The following is a 16,042-nucleotide window of genomic DNA, read 5'->3' as shown; positions in this document are numbered from 1 at the left end:
CAGGGTTAACCGCTGCATACCGGAAAGCTAAACTGCGAAGAAAATGGCCAACCAGCCTTAGTTTAATGACTGCACAAAAAGGAGCAGTCTGGTCAAATCGTTCTCTTTATTAAAATTGACATTAGTGCTGCTTATATACGCTTTAAGTTCTTTTTTGCTACCAGGATAGGCCAGTAAAAAAGCCTTCTCACTCGCCTCAATAAGTTTTTTCGAAGAGGTAAGAAGGTAATAGGTGTCTGTTAAAGTAAAGGATAGATTCTCGTCTACAGCCACTCTGCTGCCAGTTTGATCAATGCCAGGCAGCGTTGTGATAGCTTTAGCTCCCGAAGCTTTTGAATAGCTGCCAAAAGCCCCTTTGGTTTCCCGGTCTAACAGTTTCAATCTCGATGTTTTCACTAAAGCAACGGCTGGATACGCCACAATTTGTTTAACAAAACCACCAGCGGGCGAAACAAAGAAAGTATCTTTTGCTATTGTAACCATCTCGACTGTTTCAAGCTTGTTTAGGGCCAGTACATTATTCTTATCTTTAAAAAGGATTTCACCATTTACCCTGCTATAATTGAGTTTAGCCGGCGTATTACTGTTATTGATGAAAAAGACCCGGCCATCTCTGAAATGCGGATAATTGTATTGAATAGATGCGATTGAATCTGCATCATTTATAGAGTTAAGTTTAATAAATGTGCTCTGAGCAGATATTGTTTCTATACCTATCAGAACAAAAAACGAGAGACAGACAAGACCTTTTTTCATAGGGTTAATATGTTTATACCCAAAGATAATCAGAATATTTATTCTATCGCTGCTGGACCTGAAATTCAGAACAGTATTGCGTTACTTTAATAAAAACTCAGGTCGCCTCTATTCCATTATAATCAGTTCAGGTTGCCGGTTAAGAGACTTAGATTAGGTTGAAGCCAACAGGGGATGCGCCATCCCCTAACGCGAAGAAGACGGGGTAAAAAACTGACACAAAGACGGAACTCCCCACCCTCTCTTAGGTTCGCTCAAGGTAAGGTCAAGGTAAGGTCTGTGTAAGGTCAAGGTAAGGTCTGGGCAGGGCTACTGCAAAAACTGCGAATCCTGACATAGTGTCGGAGCAAATCACCTCTTCTTAAAGCTTTAAGAAATACCTTACTCGCCACACCAGTGCAATGGTCAGGGAACCTGCGGTAAAGATTTATAAAACGCGTGCTAAGTCCAGAGCGAATGCTGCGGATCCGCTAATCAGTGCAGAAGCACAGAGCGAAACATTAGAAACCATGCTGCAGCCGCCGGGCATCCGGATTCGCCCCAAGTAATTTGCTATAAAATTTAGCATTAAAACCGAAAAAGCTACATCTTTGCAGCACCGGCGCAAATTGTCTGGTGTGGGGCCAATGAACAAAACAAATAAGGAAATTGCTTTAGCCTGCGACTATCTGGAAACTACAAATACATTAGTTTTTTTAACGGGAAAAGCGGGCACCGGCAAAACTACGTTTCTACAAAATCTGCGCCGGACTTCAAAAAAGAAGCTGGCTATTGTGGCACCTACGGGTGTGGCCGCGCTTAATGCAGGCGGCATGACCATCCATTCTTTTTTTCAGTTATCATTCGGCCCTGTCATCCCTTCGGGCAAGGTAAAACAAGAAGTATATTACAGCGATGAGAAAAAGGAATTACTTGCGAGCCTGGAATTATTAGTTATCGACGAGGTAAGTATGGTAAGGCCAGATGTATTGGACCAGATTGATCTGATACTTCGAACTATAAAAGACTCCTCCTACCCCTTCGGCGGTGTGCAACTTCTGCTCATCGGAGATTTGTCGCAGTTGAGCCCGATTATTCGTGATGAGGAATGGGCTGTGCTGAACCGGTATTATGCAAGTCCATATTTTTTTAGCAGCCTGGTGATGCAAAAAACGCCTTACGTGAGGATAGAGCTGAGTGAGGTATTTCGTCAGAAAGAGCAGGATTTCGTTGATATCCTGAACGAGGTTCGCAATCAGGTGATCAGCACGTCGAGCCTTGAATTGCTGAATACCAGATACCAGCGCGACTTCCGGCCCGGCGCTGAAGACCCATATATCACCTTAACCACACACAACGGCATTGCTCAGCAGATTAACAATGAATATATTGAAGCAATACCGGGGAAAGAATTTGAATTTACAGCCACCATTAACGGCGATTTTCCGAAAGATGCTTATCCCACCGAAACAACTTTGAAACTGAAGGTTGGCGCGCAGGTAATGTTCGTTAAGAATGACAATTCGGCCGAAAAGCTTTACTACAACGGTAAAATCGGTACCGTAATTAAAGTTGAAGACAGAATGGTATTTGTTAAAAGCGGCCCAGAGGGTAAGGAAATAGCCGTTGAAGCATTAGAATGGACAAATGTAAAGTATCAGATGGATGGCGAATCCATTAATGAAACAAATGCGGGGAGCTTTATCCAAATACCATTAAAGCTGGCCTGGGCCATTACAATACATAAAAGTCAGGGATTATCTTTTGATAAAGCAATTATAGATGTATCTGAGGCATTTACACACGGACAAACGTATGTAGCCCTTAGCCGCTGCAGAAGTTTGACGGGCATGGTGCTGCGTAATCCGATCTCCGCTAAGAATATTATTGGTGATCCGACGGTTGCACATTTCAATAAAATTGCATCAGTACTTGAACCGGATAAACGCAGGCTCGAAGAGGATCAGGAACAATACCGTCTATTCTTACTGAGCGAGTTATTCAACTTTGAGCCGCTTCGATCGAGGTTGCAGGGCTTCGAAAGTTTGGCTCCCGATTTTAAAAAGGAGATTTTAGAGGTTGCAGAAAAATTCAGTAAACAACTTAACGCGGAACGAAGCAAGCCTGCGGCCTCGTATTTTCTTGATAAACTGACCCGCATAACCGAAAACTTACACAAGCAGCTACCTGCTTACATTGACTTATCGAAAGACAGAGCATTAAAGGCAGATCAGGTAATAACCTGGCTGATGCAGCGCATCCGGGTACTGGAGTATTTCTCTGTTAATCCGTTTACAACAGCGGGCTATTTAGCTCTTACGACAGATAAAGACAGCAATCATGATCGCTCCTACCTTAAAGCACTGAATGCAAAACCCAACGAAAAACTGTACGAACAAATATTAAGCTGGCGGGATAAGACAGCTGCAAAAGAAAAGGTGATGCCGGGTATGATTTTTTCTGAGAAAACAGTTGCTGCTATTGCAGAGAAGCTCCCGGCAACCATTAAAGCGTTGAGTAGCGTTAAAGGGGTTGGACCTCCAAAGGCAACTCAATATGGGCATGACCTCATCATGCTGATACGTGCTTATGAACAGGAATTAAAAGGGCCGGCTGCCGAGCAGAGCAGCTTGTTTTAGGAAATAATCTTCATTTGCAAAGAAAAAGAACTTGCGAGAAGAAGAGTCCCCGAAAAGGAGAATCGCAGCAAAGAAAGATCTCCGAAAATGGCAGAAGTTTGACGGGTACTATGGACCATTGGAATCATCTTTGTCCAAATCACGAATTAAATCAATCGCTATGTCAGCTTTATTTGAACCTCTAACTATAAAAAACGTCAAGCTCAAAAATAGAATTGGAGTATCGCCAATGTGCCAGTATTCGAGTGTAGACGGTTTCGCCAACGATTGGCACCTGGTACATTTGGGCAGCCGGGCAGTTGGAGGAGCAGGATTAGTGATTATGGAGGCTACCGCCGTGTCGCCGGAAGGACGTATAACACCTGCTGATATGGGAATTTGGGACGATGCCCATATTGCGGATCTGTCGCGGATTACAAGCTTTATTAATAGTCAGGGAAGCGTTGCCGGGATTCAACTTGCGCATGCCGGCAGAAAGGCAAGTACAAGGGAGCCATGGGTAAACGGTAAACTGATTCCGGAAAATGAAGGCGGCTGGCAGGCTTTGGCGCCAAGTCCGATTCAGTTTGCTGAAGGTTACGGGCAGCCCTCGGAAATGTCGGGTTCAGACCTGGATAAAGTGATTGGCGATTTTAAATCGGCAGCCGGGCGGGCGCTTAAAGCCGGATTTAAGGTTATTGAAATACACGCGGCTCACGGCTACCTGATCCATGAGTTCTTGTCGCCACTTTCCAATGTCAGAACGGACGAATATGGAGGCAGTTTCGAGAATCGTGTACGTCTTCTGACGGAGATTTTATCCTCTGTAAAAGAAGTCTGGCCGGCCGAATACCCTTTCTTCGTCAGAATATCGGCCACTGACTGGGCCGAAGGAGGCTGGGACCTGCAAGATTCCATTCGACTGGCCGGCATATTGCGTAACGAGGGTGTTGATCTTATTGATTGTTCGACAGGAGGCAATTTGGCCGTCGCTAAAATCCCGGTGGCGCCCGGGTACCAGGTATCTTTTGCAGAAGCGATTAAAAAAGACAGCGGTATTATGACCGCGGCAGTTGGATTTATTGACGATGCGGGGCAAGCGGAGGAGATCATTGTTTCGGGAAAAGCTGACTTAGTACTTCTGGCCCGGGAAATGCTGAGAGAGCCTTATTTCGCTTTAAAAGCGGCTCAAACCTTAGGCGCCGACATTTCATGGCCGGTGCAATATGAAAGAGCCAGACGATCTAAAAAATGACAGGAACGATCCGGGATTCATATCATGGCAGTATTTGAATTTAAGTCCCTTTAACTTGAATGTATTATTCTACTTTTACACAAAATAAAAAATGGCAACTACAAAACTTACTATAAATAACAACGGTTCGGTTAAAATTGAAGGCGATTTCGAGATTGTGGACAGGAACGGGAACTCCTATGGCTTGCAAGGCCGGACGGTTGTATCTGTCTGCCGCTGCGGACTTTCTAAGAACAAGCCGTTTTGTGACGGATCTCACAACGGCCATTTTGACCATGAAGCCGTTGCATTCGATTTGCCTCCAAAAAAAGTCTAGCAAACCTTCAGCCTGATCAGAAAGCCGATGTCTTTATTTACCAAGCGAATCAAAATTAATACCCCGAAGCTGTTATCAGCGCTGGCTTTTAGTTTATTAACGGACATATGTCTCGCTCAGACGCCGCCGGCAGCGGTTCTGGAGGAAATTGACCCGGGATTACGTAAAATCGTAACACAAGCATTCAAAGCTGAAATTATAGCTGAAGGATTCGACTGGAGCGAAGGTCCTTTATGGGTGGAAAGTAAACAGATGCTGCTCTTTTCTGATGTTCCTAAGAATATCATCTACAAATGGACGAGCGAAAAGGGTAAGGAAATTTACCTGAGCCCATCCGGATATACCGGAACGAGACCACGGGGAGGTGAGCCTGGCTCTAACGGATTATTGCTTAACCCAAAGGGGCAGTTGGTGCTCTGTCAGCACGGCGACAGAAAAATGGCAATGATGGATGCATCTTTAGATCATCCTCTTCCAAAATTTGTAACGCTGGCCGACAATTACAGGGGAAAGAAGTTTGATAGTCCCAATGATGCTGCTTATCATCCAAATGGTACTCTTTATTTTACCGATCCGCCATATGGGCTTGAAAGAAACATCAGAGATTCTTCTAAAGCCGCGCCTTATCAGGGTGTTTATAAGCTCTCGAAGAATGGACATGTTGATCTTTTAGCGGATACCATAAGCAGGCCCAACGGTATCGCGATTTTTCCGGGAGGCAAGAGAATACTGATAGCCAATTCTGACAGGGCAAAGCCGTTCTGGTATGTCTACGAACTGGATAGTGAAGGCAGATTAATTAAGGGTAAGATCTTTTCTACTACCCTCGGCACGAACAAGACTGACCGGGGTTTGCCCGATGGTTTGAAAATTGATAAGCAGGGAAATGTTTTTGCATCGGGCCCGGGTGGGATATGGATCTTTAATAAAGATGGACGTATCTTGGGTAAGATCAGGGTTCCCTCGCTGGTTTCAAATTGCGCCTTGTCTGCCGACGGGAAGACGCTTTTTTTGACAGCCGATATGAATGTGCTCAGAATCAGGCTGAGATAATTTTTTTATAGAAAGCGAGCTCTAAAAGGGGATGTTTTTTTAGTACTGATGTCCTCAACCGATTGGTTTATATTCTCACAACATACCATAAGCCCACCATCTTCGGCCTCACAGGGATTTGGCACAAACCGTGATTATGTAGGTTAAAGAAATTTCAACCTTCGGATCGACTTCCAATTTCCTTCTAAGTTTTGATATGAACATATCCAGGCTACTCCCAACTATAACACCTTCATCTTCCCACATCCAAGCTGGCCTGCGTGGGTGTGGCGTGTGCTCTCCAAATATCCAATTTCTATTAACCCGGCGACACTGCAAGTAAAGCGCAAGCGGGACGCCTGGCCAGAGGGAATTGCAGGGGTTTTCATAGGTGAAGTACGTTGACCTATTAGTCTATCTTTTAAGAAGTTAATCAAACTATAACAACCTAGCCCCTGTTGTTATATGATGGTACTTTTTTAACATTAATCTTTAAACTTATGAAAAAACATCTATTGAAAGCAAGCATGCTGATTGCTGTATCTATCGTGGTCTTTGGTTGCAGCAAAGAAGAGGAAGAACTGGTACAACCTGAGTTTGCAGGAGAATCCAATCAGAATGTAATCTTAAGTAACAATTTAATCTTAAGTGAAAGCTGTGAAACAGTAACTTTTGATAAGGTTACCAAAGATAACAGGGGATTTATGAATGGAGTAATGAGTGATAAATCTGCTAAAGTAATTGGCGTCCAAGCCTTCCAAAGGACGGGTGTTAATACCTATTCTGAGACCAATGTGGCTAATATCTTTGATTCAGGACAGCCCACTCCCGTTCCGGACCATAATCAAATCGATGACATCCTTACACCCAACAAGCAGTTTTTACCTGCTGAAAGCCTTTTCGGAGGTATAAGTACTGATGGTAGCGGCAGCACGAATAATATTCCTTTAGGTAATGTGATGATTATCAATCGCACTACAAACCCAGCAGCGGCCTTTGACTACAACCAAGGTGGAAAAATAGTGTTTGACTTTTCTGCTTATGGAACCGTTGCCTTGAGCAATATCTCAGTTGTAGATGTGGACTCTTACGAGGGAGCAAGCAACGTTCTTCTTTACGATATGGCCGGAAACCAACTTAAAAAAGTAGCTATACCCGCGGTAGGTGATAACGGGAAAGCAATTGTTGACTTAGGTGGAACTTCAGGGGTAGTTAAAATGGAAGTTTATCTGGGCCCTGGCATAGATCCTAAAGATGCAATGACTGGCTCGGGTACAGTTGACAACATCACTTTTAATTGCTTGCCAAAGGTGTATGGCTGTACTTATACACAAGGTTACTGGAAGACCCATGCTACTGGCAAGAAAGCTGATCCAACCTGGGGAAATCTAGCGAACTCGATTTTTTACGGTAGTGGTTTGAAGTACCTGGAGCTGATGAATACTGCCCCTAAAGGAGGTAATGCCTATGTTCAATTAGCACACCAATACATTGCCGCAAAATTAAACGTCGCGAAAAAAACTTCTACTACCCATGAAGTAGAAACTGCTCTTGCCTCTGCTTTGAAGTACTTCGCTGCGGTTCCTGATGGGGGTGGCTCTTATCTCAACACAATTAATTCTCCTTACACCACGGCTACTAAAAGCGAATTGACTAACTGGGCTGGTATCTTGGCTGCCTACAATGAAGGTAAAATTGGTCCGGGACATTGTAATTAAAAAAGTTTGGGAATCAGTTTAAATATCTTTTCAAAAAAAACCGCTGCAGCTATGATAGCGGTTTTTTTCTATTGTTATTTTCTGCAGCCTTCTTCCAACCTTTCTAATGCTCAACCCTCTGAGGGCGGTCCTGCACGATGCATTTGACGCTTCATTAGATACCTTCGGGGCTAAATAGTATGATTGAGATAATTAAAGTAGACCCTTCGTTGCTCTAAGGCACAAGTACGCCACCAATGGCCAACACTGCATACTTGCGACAAATCAGTACCGATTAGATATCCGGGCAATCTTAGTATGAGGTACAAGTACTCAGTCCACAAAAGGCCCTGCATACTTGCGCCAAACTGCGAACTCTGCGGGGAAGAAAATTATTCCATAGAGAACAGACCAAAGGGATTACCCTCGCTGTCGACACAGATTGAACAAAACCCAAATTCTCCGATGGAAAACTTTGACCGGTTGACCATTCCTCCCGCGGGTGCTACCCGGCCTTCCTGGATACTGCAATCCTGGCAAGGGAAATAAACCATAGTGTTTACGCATTGCCCGTCGCCTTCTTTGGTGCCGGCCATTTCAATTAAGGCTCCGGATACACCCTGATTTTCCATAGGTGAGAAAAAGGCCATCTTCATGCCCTCAGGTGAGTCGCCCGGGGCGCTACTGTCGCTAAATTTTGTACCTAATACAGCAGTGTAGAATTTTTTCGCCCGTTCGATATCCTTTACATAGATCTCAAACCAGCAGATGATGTTTTCGTTCATAATTAGCTTTTGTTGTTTATCAAAGTTAGCTTACAGGATCTAGAATGTAAAAGGGTGATTGCGTCATTTATGAGGGCTAAAGCGACAAATGATTTTTATTCCGGAAGACGCTCTTTTGTCTGCCGACTTCCCTTAATGCTTCCAGCAGAACTGGATTCATTGAAATCTGCTTTGCCGGACTAGTCTATTTTCAGGACGAGACAGTACAAATAAGAGCACGGAAGTTTACCCGCGCCTCAACCTTATTGTGTTTGGTGGTGTAAGAAAGACGCTCTATATTCCTGGTACATATACTTAAAACACATAGTTCAAAAATTATAACAAATAAGATAAATTTGAAATGGCACCGTCACACGATTTTAGCAACATAAACATAATCTCATAAATAAAGCTGCACCCGGGAGCAAATGCTTATCATATCCGGTGAAACCGACCCTATTATTACTATGAAGAAATCTTTTCTGCTTCCCTGTTTCTTTTTCTTAACTATTCTCTCTGCACAAGCAGCCACTGGCCCTCGCCAGCGAATGCTTATTGACGCCGGCTGGAAATTTTCTCAAACCGATACTATTGGCGCCCTGAACGAAAACTTTAATGACAGCCAATGGAGGGTTTTAAATCTGCCTCACGACTGGAGTATTGAAAATGCCTTCAAACAAGATGCTCCGACAGGCGGCGGTGGCGGATATCTGCCTACCGGGATAGGATGGTACCGTAAAACTATAAACCTATCTAAGGCTCAGGTGGCTAAAGACGTCTGGATTGAGTTTGATGGTGTGTACCAGCGAAGCGATGTATGGGTAAACGGGCAGCACCTGGGACATTATCCCAATGGATATAACAGCTTTTATTACAAACTCGACAAGTATCTAAAACCAGGCAAAAATGTAATAGCTGTACGTGTTGATAATTCTTTGCAGCCGAACACACGCTGGTATTCCGGCTCGGGTATTTACCGTCACGTATGGTTAACTGTAGCCGAGCCAGTGCATGTAGCACAATGGGGAACATTTGTTTCTACGCCGAAAGTCGACTCGGCTTCAGCAACCGTGTCGATAAAAGTGAGGCTGGAAAACACCAGTGGTAAGAGGGTATCCGGAGCCTTACGTTTTACCATTCTCGATTCAAAGGGACGGGAAGTTGCGAGCAAAGAATCGGCTCTTACTTTTGCGGCCAACGGAACAACCGAGCAGGAACAGCAAATTCAGGTATCGACACCTGCCCTATGGTCGGTCGAAACCCCTAACATGTATTCTGTACGTACACAGGTGCTGCAAGGCGCCAAATTGGTTGATGAAGTAGTCACTCCTTTCGGGATACGAGATATCCGTTACGATGTGAATAAGGGATTTCTTTTGAATGGCAAACAGGTAAAAATGAAGGGCGTGTGTTTGCACCACGATGCCGGAAGTGTGGGTGCGGCAGTGCCCGAAGCTGTTTGGGTACGACGCTTGAAAACCTTAAGAGAGATGGGCTGTAACGCTATCAGAACGTCGCATAACCCCATGGCACCCGAGTTTCTGGACCTTTGCGACAAAATGGGATTTCTGGTTCAAGACGAAGTATTTGACGAGTGGCTGGGTGGGAAAGTAAAGTTTGGTTATAATAAGTATTTTGAAAAATGGGCACAGACTGACCTGGTGAACTTTATTCATCGTGATCGTAACCACCCGTCTGTTGTGATGTACAGCGCGGGCAATGAAATTGGCGAACAAGGATCCCCTACAGGCCACCTGGTGCTAAAAGGCCTTGTAGAAACCTTGCATCGAGAAGACCCGACGCGGCCCGTTACTACCGGCAACGACTTAATAGCGGCCGACGGACGGAGAGCTACAGTAGCTTTTCTGGAAGGTGAAGATATTGTTGGTTACAACTACCCCGATCGCTGGCACGAACGCAGGGAGCTCTTTTACGGCATTGACCGTCACGAACACCCTAACTGGAAGATGGTTGGAACTGAGGTGTCAAATGTTAACGGCATACGGGGCAGATACTTTGGTCGGCGGGATACCACAACCATTGTGCCCATAGATTTGCCGCGATTAATCCAGGCCGAACAGCAGATGAAGTTTGTGAAGATGCATGATTATGTGATCGGTGATTTTATGTGGACGGGCATTGACTATCTGGGCGAATCACGCTGGCCCAACAGAAATTCTTCTTCTGGCGTAATCGACCTCTGCGGCTTCCCTAAAGACGCCTACTATTTCTACCAAAGTCAGTGGACAGAGAAGCCGATGGTACATCTGGCGCCGCACTGGAACTGGAAGGGACGCGAGGGCACAGTTATTCCGGTGATAGCTTTCACCAATTGTGATAGTGTTGAACTTTTTGTCAACGGCCGTTCATTCGGACTCAAGGCGCTTGAATTTCCGCGCCAGGGGACATCGGGAGGCTGGAACAGATATGCCAGGCCACAGGTAGGACTCACTACAGGAGATCTGCACCTTTCATGGGACGTACCCTATACTCCGGGAACTATCAGAGCGGTGGGCCGCAAGAACGGAAAGACCTATGTTCAGGAAATTCATACAACCTCCGCCCCGGCGTCTATTCGTTTATCGGCCGACAGGGGCTCTATCAACGCAGATGGCACCGATGTTTCGCACCTCAAATTTGAAGTAATTGACGCCGACGGCCGGGTGGTTCCCACAGCCAATGTTCCTATCAGTCTCAAAATTGAAGGTTCAGGAACGTTAATAGGCTTCGACAATGGAAACCCGACGGAACATGTGTCGATGAAAAGCAGTACACGAAACAGCTTTAACGGCCTTGCCCTGGCGATAATCCAATCGAACGGAGAGAAAGGTACAATAAAGGTTACCGCCACATCTCCCGGGATGAAAGAAACTTCATTTACAATTGCTACAAAGTGATATTTTGGGTTTTCAAATTGTATTACTGCACTAATATTTCTGATTAACTGGCTGATTCGCGGAAACGTTGAGGATGCGAGGCTTCCAACTAGTCCTTGATAAAGAATTTAATGCAGAATATATCTGGTAAGAAATAAATGCGCAGTTTTACTATCTCTATTTTCTAATCTAACAAATGCCATATCCAATGAAAAAAGTTTTCTCCTATACCCTGGTCATTGCCTTCTTTTTCTGTGCTTCAAATACCGTGGCGCAATCGAAAACAGCTGCCAATCCACAAAGATTCACCGAGAACACTGACCTTAGAAAAGTCGGAACAAGCCCTGCAAAAATCAAAAGCATTGATTCGCTGATGCAGTCGTTTGTTGACCAGAAGAAAGTGAGCAGTGTTGTAGGGTTTGTAGCCAAAGGTGGCAACATTGTGTACAAGAAGGCTTTCGGATGGAAAGACATTGAAAATAGGGTCCCTGCCACACCCGACGATTATTACATCAAGTTTTCTCAAACAAAGGCCGTTACGAGTGTAGCTTTCATGACTCTGGTTGAAAAAGGACTAGTTAAGGTAGATGATCCGGTGTCTAAATATTTTCCTGGGATATCTGATCAGGTAGTAACCGCCGTGAACAGCGATGGTACTTACGAAACCCGCCCCGCTGCCCGGCCAATGACCTTTGCACATTTGCTGTCGCACTCTTCAGGATTAGGCGCAGGGCTGGTAGGAAAAATTCGCCAGATTGAAAGACGGAAAGCTGATTCGATCAGAAAAGCTTCGGGGGCACCCGCCAGCGCGACAGTTCCGGGACAAAGAACAGCAGGTACAGCCAGATATTTGAAAAACGACATGGAGGCTCTTGCAAAATACCCGCTCGGCTTCGACCCCGGTAGTGAGTGGAACTATCATGTGAGTACTAATATGCTCGGATACATGATTGAACGCATCTCAGGTAAACCTTTACGGGAATATATTAAAGAAACGATCCTTACTCCTTTGGGTATGAACGATACCGACTGGTACTTTGAGCCCAAGAAGCTAAGCCGTTTTGTTAAAGTATATAATGCAGTAAACGGAAACCTTGAGCCCGCTTCAAACATGTATGCACAAGGAACGATTAGCAAAGAGCAGACCTATGCTGAAGGAGCTATCGGACTTAACGGCCCCATACAAGACTATGCTAAGTTTTGCCAGATGCTTTTGAATAAGGGGACTTTTAACGGGAAGAGAATTCTAAAAGCCGAAACGATCGATCAGATGACGAAGATCAACCAGCTACCAGAAAAGAACTCGGGTGGCAAAGGCTTTAAATTCGGGCTTGGTTTTGAGCTGTATAATCAAGATAAGAAACCAGCGCCAGAGGTTTCGAACTCGGCCTATGCCTGGGGCGGGCTGTATGGAACAGAATATATCATTGATCCTGAAAATGATTTGATTGCACTGTTTTATCTGAATATGCCCAAGAGGGAGACTTTATATCCAAAGTTTTTGAGCAAGGCATACCAGTTGTTTAAATAGCACTCTGCATCGAATTCAGCCAGGTGAATAATATTTAGCATTTCAACCGCGATTACTTTATTAGTTTGAGGCTCAAGTACGCCACCCACAAGGTTAAGGCTGCATATTAGCGACAACCAGGGGATTAAGGCACAAGAGCTTGTTTATGCCAGAGTCTCTGAAGGAGGAGACTCTGGGAAGAAAAGGCTAAGCTCAAAAAATCATACGGGACATGAAAAGGCATACTTCTGGATTTTAATTCATTGAGATGAGCTTTGCCTGACTATTCTATTTTCGGTTATATTTGCCTGAACCTAACCATATCACAATGACCAGATCTACTGCTTTAAAATTCCTGTTATCGGCACTTACCATCGTAATTCCTTCAATAGCATTTTCGCAGGCAAATTATAAAATCGGGTTTATAGTACGCGCCATAGGAGACACATCGGGAGGTTTGATTGATTTAAAAGAATGGGAAAAAACTCCTCAAACTATCCACTTTAAAAAAGATGAAACTAGTAAGCCGGAGAAATTGGGGTTAGAGGAGCTTCAGGCATTTGGTATTAGCGGCAATGGTTTCTTTGAAAAACATACTGTAAACATAACTTTGGGAGCGATGAGGATGGCGGGCCTGTCGGAGGAGAAAGATACCACGTCCGAAACCCGGACTATTTTTCTTGAAGTGATTGAAAAAGGCAAAAATGTTTCTCTTTATAGTTATACAGATAAAATAAAAACCCGGTTTTACATACAAAAACCAGGGATAGATACAGGCCCTGAAGAGTTGCAATATTACCCCTATCTGGAGAACAGAAAGGTAAGAGGGGCGGAAATCTTCGCCAATAAGCTGCATTTGCTTGCTTTGGCCAACGGAGTGAACTCTTCAAAATTAATTGGCCGGCTACAGTCGATACAATACACAAAAAAGGATATCCTCAACGTAGTCCGGGAAATTAATGGACCTCAGGAAAATACCAGGCGGAAAGAAAAAACATCAGCTTCAAGATTTTTCGCAGGTGCCTTTCTATCCACTTCACCGTTAATCTATAAAGGAGATGACCCGCTTGCAAAAGATGGAACTACACATACATCGGCATTTCTTCCTGGCATTTCGCTGGGTTACGATTCGTTTGTAAACAAGCACGTTCAGAAGGTTGTGCTTCGACTTGCAGGAGCTGTATCCCTGCAAAGAGCTTCTACGAATGAGACCAGCTATTATATTAACACCTTTGATTACCGGACTACCAGTCATGATCTGGAGTATCTCCATATCTCCTTTAATCCGCAAATAATCTATAATGTATATAACCAGGCGCAGTTCAAAACTTTCCTCGCAGCAGGGTTCACCCTCTCTCGCAATGTTTATCTTGAAAACGAATACAGAGGTGCCTACGGATCAAAAAAAACCGACGAAGATCTGGGCATGCGCAAGGCATTTCTTTCCTACTCAGCAGCTGCAGGAGTTCAGGTGAAGAAAAAAATAGAATGCTATATTAAATACTCCCCTTCATTAGAACTTGTTTCGAGCACAAGATACTCTACGAGCATTCGGCAAATTTCGGTTGGTATGAATTATTTATTTAAGTAAACGGAGGCAGGGTGCGCTTTCATCATGATAAGTGGGAGTGATTACAACTTTTTTAAGAACCACCCCTGCTTACTTTACCGGCAGCGGTGCTTACCGATTAAACCAATACTCTAATACTTGTTTGTTCGTGGGGACACGAACCAAGGCAACGTAAAAGGAACACTATTCGGAAGTAACGCTACAACGAGTACCAGCGCTGTTTTATCAGACAGACCGTTAAAAGCTATTAGGTTCATATCGGGGCTACAATAACCATTGATCAGTTAAAACCTCGTTATTACAATGGCCGGGAGAAAAACCACGGAAGGATTTGGCTACCGGCCAGGGTCTGTTACTCTCAATAGTAAACCAGGCTCAACCGGATGGGTTCCGAAACAATTTCTGTTTCGTGGGGACACGAACCAGGGCAACAGGGATAGTCATCAAATCCTGAGTCAATAATACCTTTGAGAACAGCGATTGTATGGCTCTTCAATCCCACTTGTTCCTAAACCAAATCGCGGGAATCGTTGCTTGCGCTGCTCATCACGGGTCACTTAGTAGTTTTGGCCGTCAAGAAGCGATTCACTTCCAGCCAATACATAAAGGCATCAAACCAACGGTTACTTGTTCTGTCGGGATTGCCTAACCCGAAACCATGACCGCCGTTTTGGTAGAGATGAAACTCTACAGGTATACCGGCTTTATACCAGGAGTCGATCACGCCAAACTGCCCGCGGAAAAGAAAATCATCCGTAGCAATTACGTTGAACATAGGAGGAGCATTCTTTGGTACCTGCACCGGCCCCATACCTCCGTAAATTGGGCCAATGAAAGCCAGTTTCATGGTTTTAGAGTTAAGTGTTGAGTGCATGGTAAGCCCTGCCCCGGCAGAGAATCCAATCATCCCTATTCTGGCAGTGTCAACGCCCCACTCTTTGGCTCGTTTCACAATCATCGCGTATGCGGCCTCGGCGTCCTCAAGTTGATTAGAGAGATCCGGTTGTGCCGGCCTTGCAGGTGTTGTACCTGTGCCCCTATTGGCAGAGGGGGCGGCAGCCGGGCGCGGAGCAGTCATCGATTGCTTAAAATCCTCAAGCGATACAGGAGTTGGCTGAAGCCTATATTTGAGCACAAAAGCGGTGATACCTTTTTCAGCAAGCGCCTTTGCAACTTCCCAACCCTCGTTATCTAAGGATAGCCATCTGTATCCGCCGCCAGGTGCGACGATCACTGCTGTCCCATTTGCCTGGCCAGCTTTCGGCAGAAAAGGCGTTAATGTGGCTTTGGTGATGTTCCTTGCCATTGGATCACCCCACTGGCGGAACCAGGTTTCCTGGGCCGGCTGATTATCGACCCCTCCGGTGCCCAGGGGAATAGCATTGGGCTCTGCAGGTGCATCCAGCGGATAGATAGTACCGTCCTGTGCTATTGCAGATACAGAAAGTGTCATTAAGATGGCTAGAGTGAATCTTTTAGCAAAATTTAGTGGTTTACGAGTCATAAGGCTAATATTATATCGATTAGTATTTTGCGGTAATTAGTATTCCCCTTCAAATAATGAATAGGTTGGTTGCAATCCTTTCGGGGGCATTGAAATATTTACAAAAAAAGAATACGGCAAAGTGATTCTTTCTCTCATCAAATTCGATTGGTTTATAGGTTAAAA

11 protein-coding genes are annotated in these 16,042 nt (G+C 44.7%); 8 read left to right on the top strand and 3 right to left on the bottom strand.

All coding sequences use genetic code 11. The features are described 5' to 3' along the window. Nucleotides 1-57: 57 nt before the first annotated feature. Nucleotides 58-756, bottom strand: coding sequence for a hypothetical protein (locus J3P43_RS16380; RefSeq protein ID WP_255904450.1), 699 nt, complete (start codon nucleotides 754-756; stop codon nucleotides 58-60). Between the two features lie 626 nt (nucleotides 757-1,382). On the opposite strand from J3P43_RS16380, the gene J3P43_RS16375 reads away from it, so the two are divergent. The 5 genes from J3P43_RS16375 (at nucleotide 1,383) to J3P43_RS16355 (ending at nucleotide 7,674) form a co-directional block, all read left to right on the top strand. Continuing rightward, on the top strand, nucleotides 1,383-3,374 hold the full coding sequence (locus J3P43_RS16375) for an HRDC domain-containing protein (protein WP_255904448.1): 1,992 nt from the start codon (nucleotides 1,383-1,385) through the stop codon (nucleotides 3,372-3,374). 160 nt (nucleotides 3,375-3,534) lie between these two features. Further along, entirely contained in the window at nucleotides 3,535-4,608 is a 1,074-nt protein-coding gene (gene namA / locus J3P43_RS16370; RefSeq protein WP_255904446.1) for an NADPH dehydrogenase NamA, read from the top strand. Nucleotides 4,609-4,699: 91 nt separating this feature from the next. Further along, nucleotides 4,700-4,924, top strand: a complete 225-nt coding sequence (locus tag J3P43_RS16365; RefSeq protein ID WP_255904444.1) for a CDGSH iron-sulfur domain-containing protein — start codon at nucleotides 4,700-4,702, stop codon at nucleotides 4,922-4,924. Between the two features lie 27 nt (nucleotides 4,925-4,951). Further along, nucleotides 4,952-5,977: an SMP-30/gluconolactonase/LRE family protein gene (locus J3P43_RS16360; protein WP_255904442.1), complete on the top strand. Its 1,026-nt coding sequence runs from the start codon at nucleotides 4,952-4,954 to the stop codon at nucleotides 5,975-5,977. 479 nt (nucleotides 5,978-6,456) lie between these two features. Continuing rightward, nucleotides 6,457-7,674: a hypothetical protein gene (locus J3P43_RS16355; RefSeq protein ID WP_255904440.1), complete on the top strand. Its 1,218-nt coding sequence runs from the start codon at nucleotides 6,457-6,459 to the stop codon at nucleotides 7,672-7,674. Between the two features lie 371 nt (nucleotides 7,675-8,045). Here J3P43_RS16355 and J3P43_RS16350 read toward each other — a convergent pair whose 3' ends face one another. Continuing rightward, entirely contained in the window at nucleotides 8,046-8,438 is a 393-nt protein-coding gene (locus J3P43_RS16350; protein WP_255904438.1) for a VOC family protein, read from the bottom strand. A gap of 446 nt (nucleotides 8,439-8,884) precedes the next feature. Between J3P43_RS16350 and J3P43_RS16345 the strand changes: the two genes are divergently transcribed. The 3 genes from J3P43_RS16345 (at nucleotide 8,885) to J3P43_RS16335 (ending at nucleotide 14,394) form a co-directional block, all read left to right on the top strand. Then, the gene (locus J3P43_RS16345; RefSeq protein ID WP_255904436.1) at nucleotides 8,885-11,314 is read left to right on the top strand and encodes a glycoside hydrolase family 2 TIM barrel-domain containing protein; all 2,430 of its coding nucleotides are present in this window, start codon (nucleotides 8,885-8,887) and stop codon (nucleotides 11,312-11,314) included. Between the two features lie 187 nt (nucleotides 11,315-11,501). Further along, on the top strand, nucleotides 11,502-12,824 hold the full coding sequence (locus J3P43_RS16340) for a serine hydrolase domain-containing protein (RefSeq protein WP_255904434.1): 1,323 nt from the start codon (nucleotides 11,502-11,504) through the stop codon (nucleotides 12,822-12,824). Nucleotides 12,825-13,131: 307 nt separating this feature from the next. Next, nucleotides 13,132-14,394, top strand: a complete 1,263-nt coding sequence (locus tag J3P43_RS16335) for a hypothetical protein (RefSeq protein ID WP_255904432.1) — start codon at nucleotides 13,132-13,134, stop codon at nucleotides 14,392-14,394. A gap of 532 nt (nucleotides 14,395-14,926) precedes the next feature. On the opposite strand, the gene J3P43_RS16330 is transcribed toward J3P43_RS16335, so the two are convergent. Beyond that, nucleotides 14,927-15,826, bottom strand: coding sequence for an alpha/beta hydrolase (locus J3P43_RS16330; protein WP_255904430.1), 900 nt, complete (start codon nucleotides 15,824-15,826; stop codon nucleotides 14,927-14,929). Between the last annotated feature and the right edge of the window lie 216 nt (nucleotides 15,827-16,042).

The organism is Paradesertivirga mongoliensis, assembly GCF_024436395.1.
GTDB classification, from domain to species: Bacteria; Bacteroidota; Bacteroidia; order Sphingobacteriales; family Sphingobacteriaceae; genus Paradesertivirga; species Paradesertivirga mongoliensis.
The sequence above is the reverse complement of the archived record's forward strand: the minus strand, read 5'-3'. Positions and strand labels throughout refer to the sequence as shown.